At 60.7% G+C, this 19,970-nt stretch carries 15 protein-coding genes; 6 read left to right on the top strand and 9 right to left on the bottom strand.

What is annotated here, in order from left to right:
* The first annotated feature begins 16 nt into the window (after nt 1-16).
* From FHS54_RS09730 to FHS54_RS09720, 3 genes are read left to right on the top strand one after another with little or no spacing between them, the layout of a single operon-like run.
* Nucleotides 17-1,141, top strand: a complete 1,125-nt coding sequence (locus FHS54_RS09730) for a glycosyltransferase family 2 protein (RefSeq protein ID WP_167303650.1) — start codon at nt 17-19, stop codon at nt 1,139-1,141.
* Entirely contained in the window at nt 1,138-2,607 is a 1,470-nt protein-coding gene (locus FHS54_RS09725) for an ArnT family glycosyltransferase (protein WP_167303649.1), read from the top strand. The genes FHS54_RS09730 and FHS54_RS09725 overlap by 4 nt, the downstream gene beginning before the upstream one ends.
* A gap of 59 nt (nt 2,608-2,666) precedes the next feature.
* Nucleotides 2,667-3,872 carry a hypothetical protein gene (locus FHS54_RS09720; protein WP_167303648.1) on the top strand — a complete coding sequence of 402 codons (1,206 nt, stop codon included), beginning with the start codon at nt 2,667-2,669 and terminating at the stop codon, nt 3,870-3,872.
* 13 nt (nt 3,873-3,885) lie between these two features.
* Here FHS54_RS09720 and FHS54_RS09715 read toward each other — a convergent pair whose 3' ends face one another.
* The 4 genes from FHS54_RS09715 to FHS54_RS09700 are packed head-to-tail and all read right to left on the bottom strand — an operon-like array spanning nt 3,886 to nt 9,146.
* Nucleotides 3,886-5,550, bottom strand: a complete 1,665-nt coding sequence (locus FHS54_RS09715) for a hypothetical protein (protein WP_167303647.1) — start codon at nt 5,548-5,550, stop codon at nt 3,886-3,888.
* Complete coding sequence (locus FHS54_RS09710) at nt 5,531-6,487, bottom strand: lysylphosphatidylglycerol synthase transmembrane domain-containing protein (RefSeq protein ID WP_167303646.1); 957 nt, start codon at nt 6,485-6,487, stop codon at nt 5,531-5,533. The genes FHS54_RS09715 and FHS54_RS09710 overlap by 20 nt, the downstream gene beginning before the upstream one ends.
* Nucleotides 6,487-8,097 carry a hypothetical protein gene (locus tag FHS54_RS09705; RefSeq protein WP_167303645.1) on the bottom strand — a complete coding sequence of 537 codons (1,611 nt, stop codon included), beginning with the start codon at nt 8,095-8,097 and terminating at the stop codon, nt 6,487-6,489. The genes FHS54_RS09710 and FHS54_RS09705 overlap by 1 nt, the downstream gene beginning before the upstream one ends.
* On the bottom strand, nt 8,094-9,146 hold the full coding sequence (locus FHS54_RS09700; RefSeq protein WP_243855725.1) for a glycosyltransferase family 2 protein: 1,053 nt from the start codon (nt 9,144-9,146) through the stop codon (nt 8,094-8,096). Before FHS54_RS09700 ends, FHS54_RS09705 begins: the two co-directional genes overlap by 4 nt.
* A gap of 56 nt (nt 9,147-9,202) precedes the next feature.
* Here FHS54_RS09700 and FHS54_RS09695 point away from each other — a divergent pair, with 56 nt between their 5' ends.
* A complete protein-coding gene (locus FHS54_RS09695; RefSeq protein ID WP_167303644.1) occupies nt 9,203-10,318 on the top strand; it encodes a glycosyltransferase in 1,116 nt (371 codons plus the stop codon).
* 4 nt (nt 10,319-10,322) lie between these two features.
* Here FHS54_RS09695 and FHS54_RS09690 read toward each other — a convergent pair whose 3' ends face one another.
* Both FHS54_RS09690 and glpK read right to left on the bottom strand, forming a co-directional pair.
* Nucleotides 10,323-11,657 carry a lipopolysaccharide biosynthesis protein gene (locus tag FHS54_RS09690; protein ID WP_167303643.1) on the bottom strand — a complete coding sequence of 445 codons (1,335 nt, stop codon included), beginning with the start codon at nt 11,655-11,657 and terminating at the stop codon, nt 10,323-10,325.
* Between the two features lie 40 nt (nt 11,658-11,697).
* Nucleotides 11,698-13,194: a glycerol kinase GlpK gene (glpK, locus tag FHS54_RS09685; RefSeq protein WP_167303642.1), complete on the bottom strand. Its 1,497-nt coding sequence runs from the start codon at nt 13,192-13,194 to the stop codon at nt 11,698-11,700.
* Nucleotides 13,195-13,304: 110 nt separating this feature from the next.
* Here glpK and FHS54_RS09680 point away from each other — a divergent pair, with 110 nt between their 5' ends.
* Nucleotides 13,305-14,792 carry a glycerol-3-phosphate dehydrogenase gene (locus tag FHS54_RS09680; RefSeq protein WP_341785962.1) on the top strand — a complete coding sequence of 496 codons (1,488 nt, stop codon included), beginning with the start codon at nt 13,305-13,307 and terminating at the stop codon, nt 14,790-14,792.
* Nucleotides 14,793-15,413: 621 nt separating this feature from the next.
* Nucleotides 15,414-16,679 (top strand): hypothetical protein, encoded by a 1,266-nt coding sequence (locus tag FHS54_RS09675; protein WP_167303640.1) that lies wholly within the window; start codon nt 15,414-15,416, stop codon nt 16,677-16,679.
* Between the two features lie 159 nt (nt 16,680-16,838).
* Here FHS54_RS09675 and FHS54_RS09670 read toward each other — a convergent pair whose 3' ends face one another.
* The 3 genes from FHS54_RS09670 to FHS54_RS09660 all read right to left on the bottom strand — a co-directional run bounded on the left by FHS54_RS09670 (nt 16,839) and on the right by FHS54_RS09660 (nt 19,346).
* A complete protein-coding gene (locus FHS54_RS09670; protein WP_167303639.1) occupies nt 16,839-17,714 on the bottom strand; it encodes a 3'-5' exonuclease family protein in 876 nt (291 codons plus the stop codon).
* A 67-nt stretch (nt 17,715-17,781) separates the two neighbouring features.
* Entirely contained in the window at nt 17,782-18,330 is a 549-nt protein-coding gene (locus FHS54_RS09665; RefSeq protein ID WP_167303638.1) for a hypothetical protein, read from the bottom strand.
* A gap of 122 nt (nt 18,331-18,452) precedes the next feature.
* Nucleotides 18,453-19,346: a 3'-5' exonuclease gene (locus tag FHS54_RS09660; RefSeq protein ID WP_167303637.1), complete on the bottom strand. Its 894-nt coding sequence runs from the start codon at nt 19,344-19,346 to the stop codon at nt 18,453-18,455.
* Nucleotides 19,347-19,970: the final 624 nt, after the last annotated feature.

The raw sequence follows: 19,970 nt of genomic DNA, 5'->3' as shown, positions 1-19,970 counted from the left end.
GTCAGCGGCGGTAAAGATGCACAATCTAAAGATCACAGTTCCTTCTACGGAGCAGGAATGGGCTCCGCCTCGCTACTGCGTAGTCGTCCCAACATTTGAGGAGCGGGACAACGTCCAACCGCTTTTCGCGAAGCTTCAGGCTGTCATGCCGGATCGCGGTTGGGAAGTCATATTCGTCGATGACGATTCGCGAGATGGTACGCCTGAGGCGATCTATCAGCTGATGGATCAGCATTTCAATGTTCGGCTCATCCGTCGCTTCGGTCGGCGAGGGCTTTCTTCAGCAGCGGTCGAAGGAATGATGGCGACCGCTGCCCCGATAGTGGCGGTCATGGATGCGGATATGCAGCATGACGAGGAAGTCCTTCCCAAGCTGCTTCAATGCGTTGACGATGGAGCAGATGTAGCTTTGGGGACCCGATATGCCCAAAATGGTTCCCTTGGTTCCTGGGCGCAGAGCAGAGCTTTGATCAGCCGCTTTGCCACTGTTGTTGCAGGTCGCGTCAATAAGAACCCTGTAACTGATCCGATGAGTGGTTTTCTTGCTGTCCGGCGCGACTTGGTCGTAGAGTTGATGCCACGGCTCAGTCTGATCGGTTTCAAAATCCTTTTGGACATTTTGATGTCCAGTCCGGGTAAGCTGAAGGTATCAGAAGTCCCATATCATTTTCGTTGCCGAACAGCTGGTGAGAGTAAGCTGGACGTCAATGTTTCGATCGATTTTCTGCTGTTGCTTTTGGAAAAGAAGACGGGCCGCTTTATCCCCGCTCGGCTCTTCCTGTTCGCGGCGGTTGGTGGATCGGGTCTCTTAGTTCACCTGTTACTCTTGCGATTGATGCTATCCTTTGGTCTCTCTTTCGTCGTCGCTCAGTCCGTTGCCGTGGCGGTTGCGATTGCTTCCAATTTCAGCCTGAACAATGTCCTCACATATCGTGACCGTCAGCTTCGGGGGTGGCGAATGATCGGTGGACTCCTGAGCTTTTACGCAGTGTGTGGTATCGGCGCGATTGCAAATGTCGGGGTCGCATCATTCCTGTATTTTGGGAATGAGCGCTGGTGGGTAGCCGGAATCGCCGGGGCGGTGATTGGTGCAGTGTGGAACTATGTGGCTTCGTCATTCTTCACGTGGCGCCGGAAGTGATTGACGAGTATCGCGCCGTTCGTTGGCGCAGTGATTGGCTCTGGCCAGCGCTACTGTTCATCGCTGTAGCGTTGTTGTCGCGTTCGCCCATGTTCGGCAATCCCGTCATTCACATAGACGAACAGTTCTATCTGCTTGTTGGGCAACGCATGCATGCAGGACTGCTCCCTTATATCGATATTTGGGACCGTAAACCGATCGGGCTATTCCTCATTTATTGGGCGAGCACGCTGGGCGGTAGCGGTATTTATACCTACCAGTTAGCGGCATGTGCGGTTGCGGCGGCTACCGCATTCATGATCTACCGGGTCGCTTTGCGTATTGCGGAACCTGCTGGCGCAATGGTTGCCGGCGTCGGCTATTTACTATTCTTGCTGACTTTTCGTGGTGTTGGTGGCCAGTCACCGGTATTTTACAATTTGATCGTGGTTGCAGCTGTACTGGGCACGATGAGGGTTTTGGCGGGGCCGAAGGACGGGTCCCTGCTCCTGAAGGGCATGGGCATCATGCTTTTGCTGGGGGTCGCTATTCAGGTTAAATATTCGGTCGTTTTCGAAGGAATCTTCATAGGTCTCGCCTTGATGTGGCGGTGCTGGCGGGAACGGGCAAGCTGGGCTGCGTTAGTGCTGCATGCGTTCGCTTGGATCGCTTGCGCACTGCTGCCCACGGGGGCCGCGTTGGCCTATTATGCGTTTCTGGGAGAAACTGGTACTTTCATTCACGCTAATTTCTTGTCTGTTTTCGGGCGAGAAGAGCCGCTTTGGGAGGGTTGGCGACGCTTGGCGATAAGTGTCGCGTTGCTAACCCCATTCTGGATCGCTGCGGTCGTAGTCACGAGGGAAGCCTCGCTTGCAACTGGACAACTTCGAGCGGAGCTACTCTTTGTCCGTTCGTGGACGGTTGCTGCGACATTGGGCTATTTAATATTTGGCAGTTATTATGATCACTATGTCCTGCCTCTCTTGCCACCGCTTGCTATCTTAGCTGCGCCAGCGCTGGCACGGCATGGCAAGTTCACTTTTCTTGCTCCGTTGCTGCTGCTGACAGGCGGAATTTCTGGAGGAATAAAGGTTTATTCTGAGTTCAGGAAGGAAGGGAACCGGCAACAGGTAGAACATATATCTGCGATCGTGGCTGAGCATCTGAATGGCGGATGCCTACATGTCTTCGAGGGGCCACCCATAATCTACTCCCTGACGGGGGCTTGCGTCAGCACGCGCTTTGTCTTTCCGAGCCATTTGAATCATCTTAAGGAAGCAAGAGCCTTAGGCGCGTCAGTTTCCGACGCATTAAAGGAGATGTTGGCTCAGCGCCCAGCCGTCATCATCGTTGATTCCGAAGCGAAACCGAGCAGCAGTAATATGCTAACGAGGGAGATATTGTGGTTGGCACTGGGTGACCGCTACCGTCTTGTCGCACCTGCTCAGCTTGGGCGACGAAAACTCCTGATCTTTGCCCTTAGGTGATCCAGCTGGGAAGCTCCTCGTTTTGACGATGGTCGCGCCCGCCATTACCAGATACCCACATGCAGAAACGAACTGATCCCCATTCCATCCCGCCGGGAGCGGTCCTGTTCCTGTTCAATCATGATGCGACGCATCAGCTTGCGCATACTGCCGGGATTCTTCGCGCCCTTGCGGGTAAGCCCATCGGCTTTCCGCTTGTCTGCGCCTTTGGCACGGACGCTATCGCACAGGGTGTTCGGGCGATTGTGGGGGAGGAGACCGCTTCGCGCATCATCTGGTTCGATCTGGGGCTGGGCCGAGTTGGGCCGATCCTGCGGTTGGTCAACCGGATCGCTCCGACCGAACGGATGGCGCGATTGAAGCGGCACGCCACCGCCCTGCGAAATGCGGCGGTGATCGTCAGCCCGGAACGCACCTGCCTGCTGCTGAAGCGGGAGTGGAAGGGCGGCGGCCCCCAGTTCATCTTCATACCCCATGGCGCGGGTGACCGGTCCGTGACCTATCATCCGGCCATGGCGAATTTCGACGCGATGCTGGTGTCAGGCCAGAAGGTCGCCGACGAAATGTTGAGCCATGGACTGGCGCGGCCCGACGCCATCGTCATCATCGGCTATCCCAAGTTCGACCTGATCGACAAGGATGCGCGCCCCTCCTTTTTCGGCAATGACCGGCCGACCTTCCTCTATAATCCTCATTTCGATCCCTATCTGTCGAGCTGGTATGCCCATGGTCATGCCATCATCGACTGGTTCGCGTTCGGCGCGGGGCGCGACTTCAACCTGATTTTCGCGCCGCATGTCATGCTGTTTCGCAAGAAGCTGCATATCTCACCGGAATATAGGGTGATGAAGCGGCGACCCGATCTTGATCCGCGCTGGCAGGGCCTGGCGAATATCCATATCGACGTCGACAGCCCGCGTCTTAGCGACATGAGCTACACTTTAGGCTGCGACGCCTATATCGGCGATGTCAGCAGCCAGATTTACGAATTTCTCTGCCGTCCCCGCCCCGCATTCTTCATCGATACGCACAGCCGCTCGCGTGAAGAAGAGCTGCCTTACCTGTCGTGGAGCGCCGGGGATGTGGTTCGGTCGGCGGACGAGCTATTCCCCCTTCTCCCCGCCTATCGCGAACGCGGCCTGCACTATCGCGCGCAACAACAGTCGATTTTTGACTACACCATGTCGGCGGGGACGGAATCTTCGTCCGAACGTGGTGCCTTGGCGATTTTGTCCTGGATGGACGAGGGGCGCTTTCCGTCCTGACGAGATAAAAGGGTCATGGGGCGGGTCGTTTGAGGCAGGACGTGAATATCGCCACCCATTGAGGTGTTTCGATTACCCGGCAGGACGCCGCGCGCAACGGGGCAATCCGGTCGAATGAGGGCGCGATGCGGTGGGGCGGGGGCAGCGCCGCGCTATAGCTGGCGGGCAGGACGCCGCTTTCCAGGAAATGCCGGTCGAAAATGAGGAGGTCGATATTCTGTCGGCGCACCTCTGCCGTCAGGACTGGCTGCTGCAACTCGCCCATCGCCATCGAACTGCGCAGCAGCGCCTGATGATCCCGATGATAGCGGCGGTGATAGGGGATGTCGTGCTCTGGCGTTGCCAGCACCGTGCGCCCGGTGCGGGCGGGTATGATGGCCAGGTCATCGTCGATCCCCGCAACGCGAGTGCCATGGGGGGTGCTGGCGATCAGCGCCACAAGATCGGAGCTGGCCGGGCGGACCAGTCGCATCTTTGGGGTGGCGAATGCGGCGATGCCAATCAGCGCGGCGATGGTGATGATCGCCATGCGGGCCATCGGGCGAGAGCGGGCGAGGCGATCCATGCCGCGCGACCACCAGCCGCCGGTCAGCAGGCCGAAGGCGAGGCTGCCCATCACCAGCAGCACCGGCTGGCTGTAACGCGCCGGGAGATGGAAGGTGAAGGCCACCAGCGCGGCGAGACTATAGCAGATCAGCGATGAGATCAGGCTGTAGGGCAATAGTGGCCATGCCGTGGCGGCGTTGGGATTTTGATCGTGACGGCGGCGTCCGGTGATCCACAATGCGATGATGGGAAGCACACTCAGCAACGCGTTCAGGATCAGGCGGGGATCGCCATTGCCCTGACAATTGACGATGGCGGGCAGGAAGCCGATCCGCGCCGAACAGAGCCAGGCGACGTCGCCGCTTCGCCCGACGATGCTGCTGCGTCCGTCAAAGGTCGCGAGGCTGGGGACATTGCGGGCTTCTTGCAGGAGCAGGGTCGGTCCCCAATCGGCCAGGCCCGCCTTGAAGAACAGGCCGGACGCTACGACCGTGACCCCCGCTAGCGCCAGCATGGCCACCGACCGCCACCGCAGCGTCCACGGCCAGCGCCAGTCCATAAGGTGCAGCGCGAAGATGCCAAGGCATGTGATCGCCGGGGCCGGATAGATCAGGCTGGACAATAGCAGGCCCGCCAGCGTCAAGCCATGGCGGCGGGTCGCCATGCCCAGCATCATCATCAGGATGAGGGGGGAGGCGAAGGCGCGGGGCGTGCCTGAAAAGATGGAGTCATTATGCAGGATCGCGGCCATGACGCAGATGGCCGCGAACAGCTTGCGCGAACGGTCGAGGGCGAAGCAACCGGCCAGCCGCCATGTGAGAAGGGCGCTCGCCCCGATCAGGGGGAAGGCGAGCAGGCTGGCGATCCCTACCGGTCCGATGCCCAGCGCATTCGCGCCATAAAGCAGCGCGCGATAAAGTGGAGGCGCGGCCTGCTGCCAATAATCGGCCAGCAGGTCATGGGGCATGGCGGACGGGTTGCCGATCCTTGCGCCCCAGGCCAGGAACTGCCGAGCGTCGTCCGCCATCGTCCACGGCCCGGATGCAAAGGCTTCCGCGCCATAGCGCGCCATGGCCAGCACGATGAGGCCGATGAAAAGCGCCAGCCCGGCGTCAATCCGGCGTATCTGCAACCGTAATCCCCTGATTTCGACGATGCCAATAATCGCGCATGAACGGCGCGCCCGCGATGGCGGGAAGGATATAGCGGGAGGTGGCGAGCACGCCCACGGCCGCGCCCGCCGCCGGGGACAGCCAGCCCTGGTACAGCTGGATGATGGCGGCGTCCCGGCTGCCGATACCGGCCATGGTCAGCGGCACCAGCCCGGCGAGGATCGACAGGGTCGCGAATGCCAGATTGTCGATCAGCGGGACGGTGGCGTGCACTGCCTTCGTGAACAGCCAGAATTGGCACAGATGCGCGCCCCACAAGGCGATGGAAAAGAGCAGCGTGGCCATAGCCCGCGTCCTGCGCGACCAGAACCAGTCGGTCATGGTGACCCATTCGTCCATGAACCCGGCCAGTTTCCCCGAAACCTTGCGGGGCAGGCGGGCGATGATCCAGTTGAGCGGCTTTCGCGCGAGCGGAAAGGGGGCCATCATCAGCGCCAGCAGCAGGAACAGCCCGGCGACGGCGGCGGCAAATAACCAAAGCAGCCAATCGGTGCCTGCGGTCCAGAATAGCGCGAACATGCCCCACAGCAGGAGTGCGGCCATGTCCATCATCTTTTCAAACACGACGAGGGAGACGGCGCGTCCTGCCGGCAAGCCGTATTTTTGCGCCAACACCCAGCTTTTGGCGATGTCGCCCATCTTGGACGGTAGGACGGCGTTAAGCGTCGATGCTGACAGGATCAGGCGCAACGATGCGCCGAACGGAATGGGCGAGCGGCTGAGCATGGCGAACCGGATCGCGGTCGCAATCGTCAATGGCACGGCGGCGAGCAGGCTGGCGGCCAGCCACATGCGGTCCGCGTCACGAAATACCGCCAGCACGCGGGCTGCGTCGACGCTCCGCCAGATGATGACCAATATGCCAAAGCTGATGGCGAGGCTGATCAGCTTGCGCATCAGGCGGCTCCGTTGCCGGGTAAGCGCCGTTCGATGATCAGCGGGTCGGCATCGCCAAGCTGTGCGATGGCGGCGGTCAGGTCCTGCCAGGGTTGAATATGGTTCGCCTGCCAGACGCGCGCCATGATGGTGGTGGATGAAGTCTGGAACCCGGCGATGCCGATCCGTGCGACATTGCCCCAGCCATCGTCCGCGAAGATTTCATCCCGGACGGTCCAGCTTGCGCCATCCCAGCGCAGCGCGCGGTGGAAACGGAAGGGGGCATCCCGTCGGCCTGTCACGAGAATTTTCTGGAGCAGTCGCCGGATGAGGTCGGGGAAGAAACGGCCAAGGATAATCATGATACAGCGCAGGACTACGGATTTGATCGGCGTCAGCAGCGTTGCCTTGGCCCAGGCCATCCTGCCGATGACGGACAGGCCTTCGGGACCCTGGGCGATGTCATAGTCGCCCGCCAGATGCTGCACGGCGGTTTTGCCGTCATGCGTCTGGATCGAAATGCCGCTGTCCGCGGTGGCGAGCTTGTCGCCGTCGAACAGTTGGAAGGCTGCGCCCTGACGCAGGCCGCAATATAGGGTCTGGTCTGCCTTGCGGTCGACCAGCATGCCTGATCGCGGGAAATAGGCGGAGGGGGCTGGGGATTGGGCTGCGGCTCGATCTTCACGCCATTCCGACCAGCATAGCAGCCAGCTCCAAAGATGATGGCCGATGATGTGGTCATCGGAATAGCAGGGCGGACCGCCCGCCGCGAACAGCGCGGCGGCGCGATCGGTGACGGCCAGCGCTTCGGGCATCCATTCGCCAGCGATTTGAAAGCCGTGCGGGAAGAAATTCTGCGTTCCCCGGCTGGTATAGGAGCCGCCTACCGTGCCGTCGGGATGCACGAAATGCGCAAAGAAGCGGATGGCGCGCTCACAGGCGGGACGCAGGCCAAGGTCAGGGCGACGACGGTCGCTTTCGGCCAATAGTCCGATCGTCAGGCTGAGATAGCCCGGATCAGCGCCGCCATATTCGTCGAACCAGCCTTCCTCATCCTGCCAGGACAGCAGCCGCGCCGCGCGTTCGCGCAAGGGGGCTTCCCAATCCGGGCCTTCCAGCGCGGACATGCGGATGAGGTTGGCGACGATCAGCGCCTCATGATTGGACAGGCGGCCCGATTCATGATGGGTCGCGAGCCATTTCGCCCGGCGGCGGAAAAAGTCGCGGATTTCTGGATCGTCCTGAAGCCCGATGATGGACGCGGCCTCAAGACAGGCCAGCAGGGAGAAAGCCGCCGCGCCCGCCGCGCGTTCGAACGGGTAATAGTCGTCGCATGACCCGTCAGGATGCGCGGAGCGGGCGGCGAAGCGGATGCCGGCTTCCACAAAGTCCCGGATGGCGGGCGCTCGGTAATAAACGTTGCCCGGTATATCGAGCGACCATGCGAGCGCGAGCGAATAGACGAATTCCTGGCTCATCCCGCACGGGAAATCGATCATCCGGTAATGCCAGTAGATGCGATCGAAACAGCCATAGGTCCGGCTGACCGGCGTGCGGTCAAGCAGGGTCAGAATCTTCGGGATTTCACCCAGCGCATGCTGGGCCATCAGGTCGCGCGGGGATGCCGTCATAGGGCGCTGCCGTCCTTCATCACGTCATATCGGGCAGTGCGGGTATCGCGCAGGCGCAGTTGCAGGTCGTGCAGCATGCGTCGGTTGATCAGCAGTTGTTCGCCCAGTAGCCCCGCGATCCACATCAACCCCGCCAGCAGCAGCAGGCCAGCGGCCGCGACCAGACTGGGCACATGCGCGCGCTCCGTCCCGGCGGCGAACAGCGCCATCCAGCGTATCACCAACCCGGTGCCGATCAGCAACGGAGCGAGGCTGAGGTAGAAAAATGTCATCCACGGCTTGTAGATGAAGAAGCTGCGCAGGATCGAACGGATCGAGCGCAGGATATAATTGTGCATCGACCGCAACAGCCGCGACGGGCGCGTTTCGCCATTCACGCGGATCGGCACCGACGTGATGGGGATGTTGGACAGCCCCGCCTGGATAATCGATTCCAGCGTGTAGGTGTAGCCGTCGAAAATATTGATCTCTAGCGCGGCGGTGCGGGAAATGGCGCGGAAGCCGCTGGGCGCGTCGTGAATGTCCGCCTTGGACACCCAGCGCACGACTTTTGTACCCAGCCGTTGGAGCTTGCGCTTGACCCAGGAAAAATGGGCGATGGTGGAAATCGGGCGGTCGCCGATCACCAATTCGGCGCGTCGTTGCAAAATGGGCTGGATCAGGGCCGGTATATCGTCGGCATTATATTGATTGTCGGCGTCGGTATTGACGATGATGTCCGCGCCTTCGGCAAGGCAGCGTTTCAGGCCCGCCATGAAGGCATAGGCCAGCCCCCGGTTGATCGGAAGGTCGACGATATGATCGACGCCCAGTTCCCGCGCTACTTCAACGGTGCGATCGGTGCTGCCATCGTTGATGATCAGCCATTCGACCTTGTCGATGCCCGGAATGTGCCTTGGCAGCGCAGCGAGCGCCGTTGGAAGCGAGTCTTCTTCATTGAGGCAGGGAATTTGTATTATCAGCTTCATCGCGTCTCGCTCGTGCTTTTGCCGATTGAACCCATTGACGGGATTGAATATCGCGAAGCCGCATTTGACCCTGTTTGTCAATCGCTGCTCCGTGACGCCGGAGGAATGCTGCCTAATCTGTTCGGGAGCCGCGACTTTTGAATTCACCCCTTTCCGTTGCGATCTACCTGTATGAACCCAGCGACGGCGGGCTGGACCGGGTCGCAATTTTACTGGCCAATTATCTGGCCGGGCAGGGCGTTCGGACGGAATTGTGGATGGCCCGTACGGAAGGTCCGCTGGCGGGAATGATCGATCCGGGTGTCGTGGTCCGGCGGGTGGCGGCAGCATCCACCGTGCGGGGGGTGGCGATGCTGACGCAGTTGCCAATCCTGCGCGCGATGCTGCGGCGTCATCGCCCCGACATCATATTTTCACCGGGCAATCAGAGCAACCTGCTGGTCGCCTGCGCGGCTTTGGGAACGCGCGCGCGCGCGGTGGGCCGCATTTCCAACCCGATCGTGCGTCCCGGAACGCGAGGGCCATCCGCATGGCTGCGTCGCAAGCGGTTCCAGCTTACGGCCTGGCTGAGTTGCAGGACGACCGTCATGGGCCGCGCCGACGCCGACCTGCTGGCGGGCGAATGCGGGGCGATCCGCCGGAAGATCGCGCTGTTGCCGCGACCAACGGTGACGCCTGTCCTGTGGCAGGCCGGAGAGCGGCGGGCGCGGGCGCGGTCCGGCCCACGGCGTGAGTTGCTGGCGGTCGGTCGTCTGGCTCCGCAAAAGGATCACGGCACGATGCTGGCGGCGCTTGCCCGGATTGACGGGCATGATTGGCGGTTGCGGGTGGCCGGGCAGGGACCGTTGCTGGCCGCGCTTCAGCAGCAATGCCGGGAATTGGGGATTGCTGACCGGGTCGAGTTTCTGGGGTTCGTTGGCGATCCTGCCCAACTGGCGGAGTTGTATCGCAGTTCGGAACTGCTGCTCCAATCTTCCCGCTGGGAAGGATTGACCGCCACGGCGATTGAAGCTCTGGCTTGTGGATGCCAGCTGGTCATTACCGACTGCACGCCCAATTTGCGGGAAATCGTCGCCGATGCGGGGCAGCACCCGATGGTCCCGGTCGGCAATGTGGCGGCATTCGCGGCGGCGATTGACTGGACATTGTCCCGACCGGCGGACCCCGACCTGGCGCGGCAGGCCGTTCGCGCCTATGCGGTGGACGAGGCGCTGGCCGCGCATCATCGGATGTTCGCGCAGCTTAAAGGCTAACGCTTCATCGCAGGTGAACGCGCACTGCCACAGCCCGTAGCAGGAAGCCCGCCATAGTGGCGATCAGCACCGATGACGCGGCACCGGATGCGCCCATGGGCGGCAGCAGAATTGCCAGGCAGGCGGCGAGTATGACGACCTCTATCACGCGGACCATGACCGTCAGCCTTTGGCGGTCGATGGTCATCAACAGGGGGTCAAAGCTAACCCCCGCCATTTCAATTGCCGCCGCGCCGCCCAGCAGCAGCAGCAGCGGGTAGGCAGGCAGATAGGCCGGTCCAGACATCGTAACCAGCAGCCATTCGCCCAGCACGAAAAGCGCCAGCACGATAATGGTGGCGCTCAGGACCGTGAAAGCGCTGATCTTGCGTAGCAGCTGGCGCAACTCGCCATGGCGGTTTGCTCCCGCTTCGCGCACATGGCTGCGGGTGGTTTCGGAAAAGATGGCGCGCGACATCAGCTGGGAAAATGTGGTCATGGCATTGCCGAGCTGGGCCGCGAGCCGGTAATAGCCCGCCTCCGCCGCGCCGACGAACATGCCCAATATGAAAATCGGCAGGCTGTTGATCAACGTCACCAGGCTGAGGTTGATGTTGCTGGCCATCAGGAATGGCAGGATGCCCGGAAAATGCGCCTGCGCCCGGCGCGGCCAGACAAAGCGGATGCGGCCGACATGGTTGCGTCCGTGCCGGTAGGCGAGGATCCAGTAAGCGGTGGACACGATGATTTCAGACGTTGCCCATGCCATCAGGAATCCCAGCGGCGTCGGCATCAGCCACCATGCGGTCACCGCACCCGCCATCCGCACGATCGGCATCATGCTTTCGGCCAGCGCCGCCGCCGCGAAACGATCCAGCAAGCGGAGTATGCCGACAGCCGTTGACCGCAGCGCCAGCAGCACCACCGCCGCATAGCCAAAGCCCAGCCAGGCGATGTCCGGCTGCCATCCCAGATATGGCCCCAGTCCAAAGGCCAGCAGCGCCGCGACTCCCAGCCCTGCCACCGCGCTAAGTACGTCGATGGTCAGGGTCGATCCGATCAGCAGGCTCAACATGTCCCGTTTGCCGTCTCGCAAAGGGGCCTGGCCATATTTCACCACGGCCTGCCAGCTGTCGAAGGTGATGATGCGCGCGATGAACTGCGCCACGGCGATCACCAGGCTGAATATGCCGAAGCCTTCAGGGCCCAGCGTCCGGGTGGTGATGGCCAGATAGAAAAGGCTGAGCACCGCGCCCAGGCCTTTGCTGCCCAGCAGCCAGCCCGTGTTGCGGGCGATGTTTGCAAACGGTCCCTTGCCCGGCGTGGATGGGATAGACCCTGTTTTCGGTGTTCTGGCCATCCCGCCTATTCCCCGAACATGCGTGCGAAGCCAAGCGGAATCACGACATTCTGGGCAACATGGTCCGGCGCAGGGCATCGCGCCACCCCGCCACCAGCGGTGCGCGCTGTTCATCCGTCATGGATGGTTCGAAGCGGTCGCCGCTTGACCAGAGCCTTTCAATCTCTGGCAGACCCGACCAGACCCCCGCCGCCAGCCCGGCAAGGAAAGCCGCGCCGCGCGCCGTGCTTTCCAGGTCCGATGGACGTTCGACTGGCAGTTCCAGCAGGTCGGCCAGAAATCCGCATAGCCAGTCGTTCGCGGCCATGCCGCCATCTACCCGCATCACTGCTGGGCGCACGCCTGAATCCGCCGTCATGGCGTTCAGCAGGTCCATGGTCTGATATCCGACAGCCTCCAGCGCGGCGCGGGCGAGGTGGGCCTGCGTCGCGCCCAGGGTCAGGCCGTAAATGGCGCCGCGCGCATCCGGGTCCCAATGGGGCGCGCCCAAGCCAACGAAGGCTGGCACCATATAGACGCCATGGCTGTCGGCGACCTGTGTCGCCAAGTCGTTGGTTTGGCTGGCATGGGTGATGACCCCGATGCCGTCGCGCAGCCACTTTACCGCCGCGCCCGCGACGAAGATCGACCCTTCCAGCGCATAGCTGGTGCGTCCGTCCAGCCGGTAGGCGGGGGTGGTGAGCAGCCGGTGGTGCGACGTGATGGCCTGTGGCCCGGTGTTCAGTAGCGCGAAACAGCCGGTGCCATAGGTCGATTTGATCGATCCGGGTGAAAAGCAGGCCTGGCCGAACAGCGCCGCCTGCTGATCCCCCGCAATGCCAGTGATCGGAATCGCCCTGCCGAACAGGTCGGGCGTGGTCGCGCCATAGACATGCGCATTGTCATGCACCGTGGGCAGGATCGCGGCAGGGACCCGCAGCAGGCGGCACATGTCTTCGTCCCAGCATTGGTCCCGGATGTTCCAGAGCAGCGTGCGCGATGCGTTGGTGACGTCGGTGGCGTGCACGGCCCCGCCCGTCAGCCGCCAGAGCAGGAAGCTGTCGATGGTTCCAAAGGCAAGCTCTCCGCGTTCGGCGCTGGTCCGCGCGCCGGCCACACGATCCAAAATCCAGGCGGCCTTGGTGCCGGAAAAATATGGGTCGAGGAGCAGCCCGGTACGCGCTCGCACCTCGTCTTCGGCACCATCGGCTTTTAGTCGGGCGCAAATATCGCTGGTCCGCCGATCCTGCCAGACGATGGCGCGATGGATCGGCTGGCCGGTCTTGCGGTCCCAGATGACCGTGGTTTCGCGCTGGTTGGCGATACCGATGGCGGCCACGCTTGCTACCCCGCTCGGTGCCTGCGCCATGGCTTCGCGGGCCGTGGCGACGGTGTCGCGCCAAATCTGTTCAGGATCATGTTCTACCCAGCCCGCAGCGGGATAATGTTGCTCGAATTCCGACTGCGCCATGCTGACGCGGCGGGCATCGGCGTCGAACAGGATGCTGCGGGTGGATGTTGTTCCCTGGTCGATCGCCAGGATGTGCTTGGCCCGCACGCGCCCCTCCGTCACTGACCTGCCCGATGTTGTGCAGGGGGCTACTTTCGGCTGCTTTTCTTTTCGCGTAAACCCCGATCGATCAATTGGTTGGGGAGGGGCGTCAGAGCGTGGATGACTGTGACCTGCTGATCGTTGGAGGCGGGATCAATGGCGCAGGCATAGCGCGCGATGCTGCTGGCCGGGGCCTGAAGGTCATGCTGGTGGAGCAGCATGACCTTGCGTCGCATACTTCGTCCGCTTCCACCAAGCTGATCCATGGGGGCCTGCGCTACCTGGAATATGGTGAGTTCAGGCTGGTGCGGGAGGCGCTGGCGGAGCGCGAACGGCTGTGGGCGATGGCGCCCCACATCATCTGGCCGCTGCGCTTCGTCATTCCGCAGACGCAGTCTCTCAGGCCCGCGTGGCTGCTGCGGATCGGCCTGTTCCTTTACGACCATATTGGCGGGCGGAAGAGGCTGCCCGCGACCCAGACGATTGCGCTTGGCCGCTCCCCTCTGGGCGCGGCGTTGGCGAACAGGAAAGGGCGGGGGTTCGTCTATTCAGACTGCTGGGTGGAGGACAGCCGCCTTGTCGTGCTGAACGCGCTCGACGCTGCGGAGCGTGGCGCGCAACTGTGCACGCATACGCGCTTCCTGACCGCGCGGCGCGAGGACGGGGTCTGGATCGCGACGATTTCGGATGCGGGCGGCGTGCGCGACGTTCGTGCGCGCGCGCTGGTGAATGCGGCGGGGCCATGGGTGGCCGACGTGATTGGCCGAGCCGCAGGAGCGCGGAGCGAACGGCGCGTGCGGCTGGTCAAAGGGAGCCATATCGTCGTGCCGCGTCTGTATGAGGGCGATCACGCCTATTTTCTTCAAAACCCCGATCGGCGGATCATGTTCGCCATACCCTATGAGGGGCGCTTCACCCTTTTGGGCACGACCGAAGAACCGTGGGAAGGGGAGGCGGGAGCCGCCTCTATCAGCGAAAGGGAAACGGACTATTTGCTGGACGGCGCGAACCGCTATTTCAGGCGGCAGCTTGGCAAGGCCGATCTGGTGTGGAGCTATGCCGGTATCCGCCCGCTCTATGACGACAATGAAGGGAATGCGTCGGCGGTGACGCGCGATTATGTGCTGGATGTCGATACAGAGGACGGCAGCGCGCAGATATTGAGCGTGTTCGGCGGCAAGATTACCACCTATCGCAGGCTGGCGGAGCAGGCGATGACACGGTTGGCTCCGTTTTTCCCCCAGGCTGGAGCCGCGTGGACGGCGGGTGCTGCACTGCCGGGGGGAGATATGCCGGATGCCGACTTCGCCCGCTTTGTCGAGGGGCTTTATGGCGGCTATCCGGGCCTCCCCCGCGCGCTCCTGTTCCGGCTTGCGCGCGCTTATGGCACGCGGGCGAAGCGGCTGCTGGGGCAGGCGCAAAGTGTTGAGGACCTTGGCGAAGATATGGGCGGCGGGCTTAGGGTCGCGGAACTGGATTATCTGCTATCCGTGGAATGGGCGCGATCCGCCGAAGATGTGCTTTTCCGGCGATCCAAACTGGGCCTGCATGTCCCGCAGGAGACAGCCGCGCGGGTTGATGCCTATATCGCCGCGAACCGTTGACGAATGAACCGGATGAGCGGTGCTGGTGACCCCTACGGGAGGGGTCCACACGGCGAAAAAACGGCGGAAATCCGTCATTTCACCACTCGCAGAAGGTTGCCTCTGTACCCATCTTTTGTACCCATCGGTCAACGATTTGTCCGATTTGCAAGGTGCATTTTCAGAGCGTAAGTTTTCGCCGTCAAGCTAAATCAAATGGTCCTTGAGACGACCGATGCTCATGCCCTGCGGATAATGTCCGGCGCGCTGGCCACACTACCAAATTCCGCGCTTATGGCTTAGCTCATTGACTTTCAAAGGACCCAATAAGACCGCGCGCTTGGGTGCTGAGTACATAAGGCGAAGCTGACGCGCGGATTGGCAGCCAGTTAGCGTTCCAAGCAGAGATCTGCTGCCACTGATGAACCCATTGTCTAAAATGCTCCCGTTGGCAATCTGCCTTAGTATCGATGAAGGTATTTTGCTGAATACTTGCATTGCATTTAAAACCAAATTTCCGAGTATTAAAGTCGCTTGGCGTTTCATACCTACGATCCTAAAACAGAATACCTAACAGCATAAGCAGTGCATCATTGCCTCTGGCGACAATGATTTTGCTGATATTGAAGGAGACTGACGAACATGGACGGAAGTAACGAAAAGAAGACAACAAAACGTGCGGCAACTCGAAGAACCCGAGGAAGACCGACAAAACGTGAAGAAATTTTGGCGAATATGGCAGTCGTATTTGACCCGTCCGCTATCGGAAAAATAGTCTTTGATAAAGGCGCGACGACCCAGGATCTTATTCAAGCAACTGGACTAGAAGCGAAGCTGAACGAAATTTCCCGAAAAATCACGGAGCGGCTCGAAGGGATCAGGAAAGATGCTGAGTCCCTATCCGCTACGGAACGGGCGGCAGGGGGTTCCTTCGCATCCCTCCGGAGCTGGGCGGATGATGAAGTCCCGGGAAAAGTCATTCATCGCTGTGAGCTGCAGTCTTATTCCAATGAGCGCGTGATTGCAGCGCTTCTGGCGCACCTGGTCGAGCATGTGGTGATCGGCGAAGAGCTTCGCTCCATATCTCATGCCGCGCGCCGACGCGCTGCGGACGAATTGCGTCGGTTTACACTTGGGATAGAGGAGTTCGCCATTCGATTAAGTGCAGCTGGTGTTGTGGATGCGGATGTGAGGAAGATGTCGAAGAAAAAGCTGGCCGCTGTAATTGCATTGATCAAAGACGTGAGTGAAGATGAGGCAATGGAGGCGCTCGCTGATGTGCCAATGGACCCGTTTCCGTTTCCCGAATTTGACGTTTCATCGTTGAATGGTGACAGCGGTGGGGACGAAGGGCAGCGAGATGAGCCTAAATCAGGATATCCGTCTTTCGATCACAAGGCCGAGCATGACGACGGTGTACGTGGAGCCGGATACGGCAGTGTGCCAGCTTTTGATGCGCCCAAGCCCACCCCGAAAAACCGATGGGACTACCTGAATCTGACAGCGTTGGGTTACCGCATTGAGGAGGCCGATCCCTCTACAGACGCGGACATGGAGGCATTGCAGATGAAGCTGCCTGAAGTTTCGACGATCAGGGAAATCGCCATGCCAAGAAGCCCGGAGATGATGATGGTTGATGGGATCGAAGGCCAAAAGGACCGCATCATTTTCGACAGATTTGTTCGGCGTTATTGTGAACGGACCGGTTTGCCGATGTCTGAAATGGAAAAGCGCGCATTGGGATTGCTGCTGGTTGACTTGCCGTCGCCGGGCCCGGACCGAAATTTGGGAAGGAATGGCTGGTATCACGGCATTGTCCTGCCCGGCGTGTCTGGATCGAACCGGGTCCGCCGGGTGGTGTCGATCGATCAGTCACCAGAGGCACTGAGTGAGGCTTTCTCACTCTGAGAGTTTCGAAGATGATCGTCTCCCGCTATTACAGGGCCAGGCCAGACTCCTTTCGTTCGACCCGTCGGCGCATGCAGGTCGAAGGCGAAAAGGGGTGGGACAATTTTTCCCACCCCTCTTTGCCAGCCCGCTGTCAGCTTTAGGCAGCTAACACTTTGGTTAGGCGGCGTCCTTCAACCAAGGAGCCATGGCACTTATGCTCGCCTCCGCTTCTTGCTGCCGCGTTCTGAATTGCCGTGCCCGATAGGCGCTGAGCTCTGGAAGGTAGAGCGCGTCAGGGCGCATCTCCTCAACCCGGCGCAGGATGCGGTCCTTGACGACATGCAGTTCCGTCCGCGGATCATGAAGCTTGCGCCAATGAGCCAGGAGCAAAGCGGTGCTGATCACGTCATTCTCCACCACGCTTCGCACAAGATCCCATCGCTTCTGGTTGATCAGCGGAGCAACCGCATAGGCAGGAACGGTGATCTTGGCTGGAATGTCGAGCGACGCGAGAACTTCGGCCAGATGGATCGGCTTCATCTTGAAGCCACCTGTCGTGGTACGTGCCAAATCAAGGTGCCTGACTGGGTCGTTGCCGCCAAACCCCAGCCAGCGCCATCCTGCGGGATAGGTCAGGCCGTGGCGCTTACAGGCCATGGACATCAACGGAACATCATGGAGCATTCCTGCCCATGAACAGAGTTCCGCTCCGTCTGGCGCAGTGGCCAGCGCGTCGATGATACCCATCATGACGCCCTTCTCGTCCAGCTCTGGCGCGCTCAGCGTGGTGAAGCTGGCAACATCAACATTGCCATCATCATGTTCGATCAGGATCATGATGGCTGCCGCCATGATGGTCTGAAATGCCCAGCGAGGAGTCTGAAGTGGATCCGCGCTCCGTTCATAGCTGCGGCGCGACGGCTTGCCGGGCGTCGGCACCCAGCGTTCCATAGCCATATAACGGCGGTGGCCGCTTTCATCGGTGACGGCGCTTTCGATATCGATGATCACCCAGCTGCGGGGCTTGGGCTGGAGGGCTTGTGTATTATGCATGAAAATTGCTCCTGAAATATCTTGATTGGGAAAGGCAGCCGACGGGGCAGCGCCGTCGACCCGAAAATCAGCTGAACTGGATCACCACCGTCTCCGACGGTTGGGCATAGGTGGGCATATACGCGCCCCCGCGCGGCATGATGCCGCCGCCGTCGAGCATTTCATCGAGACGGGCATGCGGCGAGTGGATGATCCGTTCCGCCGCGCGGCGCTTGCCAAGTTCCAGCCGACGCCCCGGCATCCCTGACCGGCGTTCAAGAAAAAGCCGGTCGTTCAGCACAAAATGCTCGTCCCGCGCCTCGCACATCAGGATGAGCGGAGCTGTCTCGCTGGCAGCATAGAAGCTGCAATTGCGGATGATGTCGACAGTGTGGGCCTGCCGCAGAACCAGCACATACTCGCTCGGCCGCTCATGCTCGAGCGCATGCCAGGCGCCGTAGATCACGTCGCGGCTCCTGATCTGGGCCAGCCGGGCAAGGTCCATGCCGACCTGGATATCGACCGGCCCTCCCGACGACCATGACAGGGTGTGGCAAGCCGGAGCAGTGAGGGGGTAGCCCATCTCCGCCCGGATCGAGAGCATATGGTTTTGCAATGTGATGTTCGTGATAGTCATTTCAGTTCCTTTGAAGGTTCAGCCTGGGGCTGGAGCCATTTTTCCACTCTGCCGTGGGGCTCATTCTTCTTTTCATCTGTTGGGAATTGAGCGTGCCGCCGAGGCCGCACGCTCCTCAGCATTCAGCGGTGACGCTGATGCCATGTAATGGGGCGGATGCGTGGATAGGGGCCAAAGGGCGTGATCTCACGCTGCAGCCAGAGACGCTCTTCGTCCAGCTCGCCATAGGTCACTTCGATCCACCAGACCTTGGCGGCAACATCCCAGCGATAGCCGCGCGCCTTGAGCAGCGAGCGCTTGCCAAATCCAGCGCCGGTCGCCTCCAGCCGCACAGTTTCCCGTTCGGCGTTGGCCAGTAACGCGCCCAACACCGTCTGATCGCTTGGCAGACGCCAGGCCAGCAGATGGATGAGGCTGATCACATCGTTGAGTGCGCGGTGTCCGTCATTGAAGAAGCCGATCTGCATCAGCAGGTGGCCCAAAGCCCGGCCATCCAGACCTGCATCCTTCAGCCAGTCAAAGTCGCGCAAACTGCAGGCCCAGGCGGCATCCTTGGTGGAGGGCAGAAGCTGCCGCAGGAAGCCCGCATCGAACGCACAATTTTGTGCAATGAACACGTCTACGGTCGCGAAAATCTGCTGGAGCGCATCCAGATCGATTGCCGTTCCCTTGACATGCTCATCGGTAAGGCCCGTCAGCATGGTGATGCGGGGCGGGATCGGCATGCCAGGGTCGCAGAGCGACTGGCCCTTACGCACTACGTCGACAATCTCACCGCGGGCATCGACCGCCAGCACGACATAGGCGATGTCGATAACCTGGTGGAGCAGCGGATCAATGCCGGTGGTCTCCACGTCCACCACCGCCACCTGCCGGATCGGCGTGACCGGATCCTTTGCCAAAGGAAGATCCTCAAGCCGTCCGACCCGGCGTAGGATCCTGATGTCCCAGTCCCCGCCTGGCGGCGATGGTTCAGGCCCAGCAGCGCTGTCGCCTGCAATATTCAGTTTCGTCATGGTCGATGTCTCCTGTTTGGATCGACCGAGCCGAAGAGAAACCTTTTCCCCCTTCATCAACTCGATCACAGGAAGCGCCAAAGGTGTTGAGGTTGACTGCCGAAGACAGGCGACCTCTGCTACAGGCACGAAAGTCGTGCCGCTTCACTTCAGCGGTTTCAGCGCCGACCGAAGGGATGGCGCAACCCAAGGTTCGTTGCACGAACCGCCCTGAGCCGCGAAGCCGGCGACGGCTGCTGCTGAATCGGCAGCCGCATTTGTCATCGTCGCGACGCGCGCGCTGCGATGACAAAGCTAAGGTTACGAAACGCGTAACCTTAATGGCAGCGCGGCTAAAAGCTAATGAGGGCGGTTAAGCCCACCTTAGCGGTATTGCGCCTGAAAGCTAACGAGTGTGCTTAGCCACACGTTAGCGGTATTGCGCCTGTAATTTAGCTGTGTTTCACGTAACAGTGGTGGAAATGGGCTTTTCCATCGTCCCGATAAATAAAAAAGCCTTTTTAAATCGGACGCCGGTCATCGGTTGGATGATAAAGCCTATTTATCGGGCGCCTTGATGTCACCCGTCCCGAAATATCAATTTTCAACAGATAATCAATTGAAGAATGCAATAAATGGGCTGAT

It is taken from the genome of Sphingobium vermicomposti (assembly GCF_011762025.1).
Classification (GTDB): domain Bacteria; phylum Pseudomonadota; class Alphaproteobacteria; order Sphingomonadales; family Sphingomonadaceae; genus Sphingobium; species Sphingobium vermicomposti.
The sequence above is the reverse complement of the archived record's forward strand: the minus strand, read 5'-3'. Positions and strand labels throughout refer to the sequence as shown.

Excerpts from the sequence above, each read along its gene's own strand:
- FHS54_RS09730 (WP_167303650.1), top strand. The coding sequence starts at position 17 with ATGCACAATCTAAAGATCACAGTTCCTTCTACGGAGCAGGAATGGGCT.
- FHS54_RS09720 (WP_167303648.1), top strand. The coding sequence starts at position 2,667 with ATGCAGAAACGAACTGATCCCCATTCCATCCCGCCGGGAGCGGTCCTG.
- FHS54_RS09710 (WP_167303646.1), bottom strand. The coding sequence starts at position 6,487 with ATGCGCAAGCTGATCAGCCTCGCCATCAGCTTTGGCATATTGGTCATC.
- FHS54_RS09705 (WP_167303645.1), bottom strand. The coding sequence starts at position 8,097 with ATGACGGCATCCCCGCGCGACCTGATGGCCCAGCATGCGCTGGGTGAA.
- FHS54_RS09690 (WP_167303643.1), bottom strand. The coding sequence starts at position 11,657 with ATGGCCAGAACACCGAAAACAGGGTCTATCCCATCCACGCCGGGCAAG.
- FHS54_RS09675 (WP_167303640.1), top strand. The coding sequence starts at position 15,414 with ATGGACGGAAGTAACGAAAAGAAGACAACAAAACGTGCGGCAACTCGA.
- FHS54_RS09670 (WP_167303639.1), bottom strand. The coding sequence starts at position 17,714 with ATGCATAATACACAAGCCCTCCAGCCCAAGCCCCGCAGCTGGGTGATC.
- FHS54_RS09665 (WP_167303638.1), bottom strand. The coding sequence starts at position 18,330 with ATGACTATCACGAACATCACATTGCAAAACCATATGCTCTCGATCCGG.
- FHS54_RS09660 (WP_167303637.1), bottom strand. The coding sequence starts at position 19,346 with ATGACGAAACTGAATATTGCAGGCGACAGCGCTGCTGGGCCTGAACCA.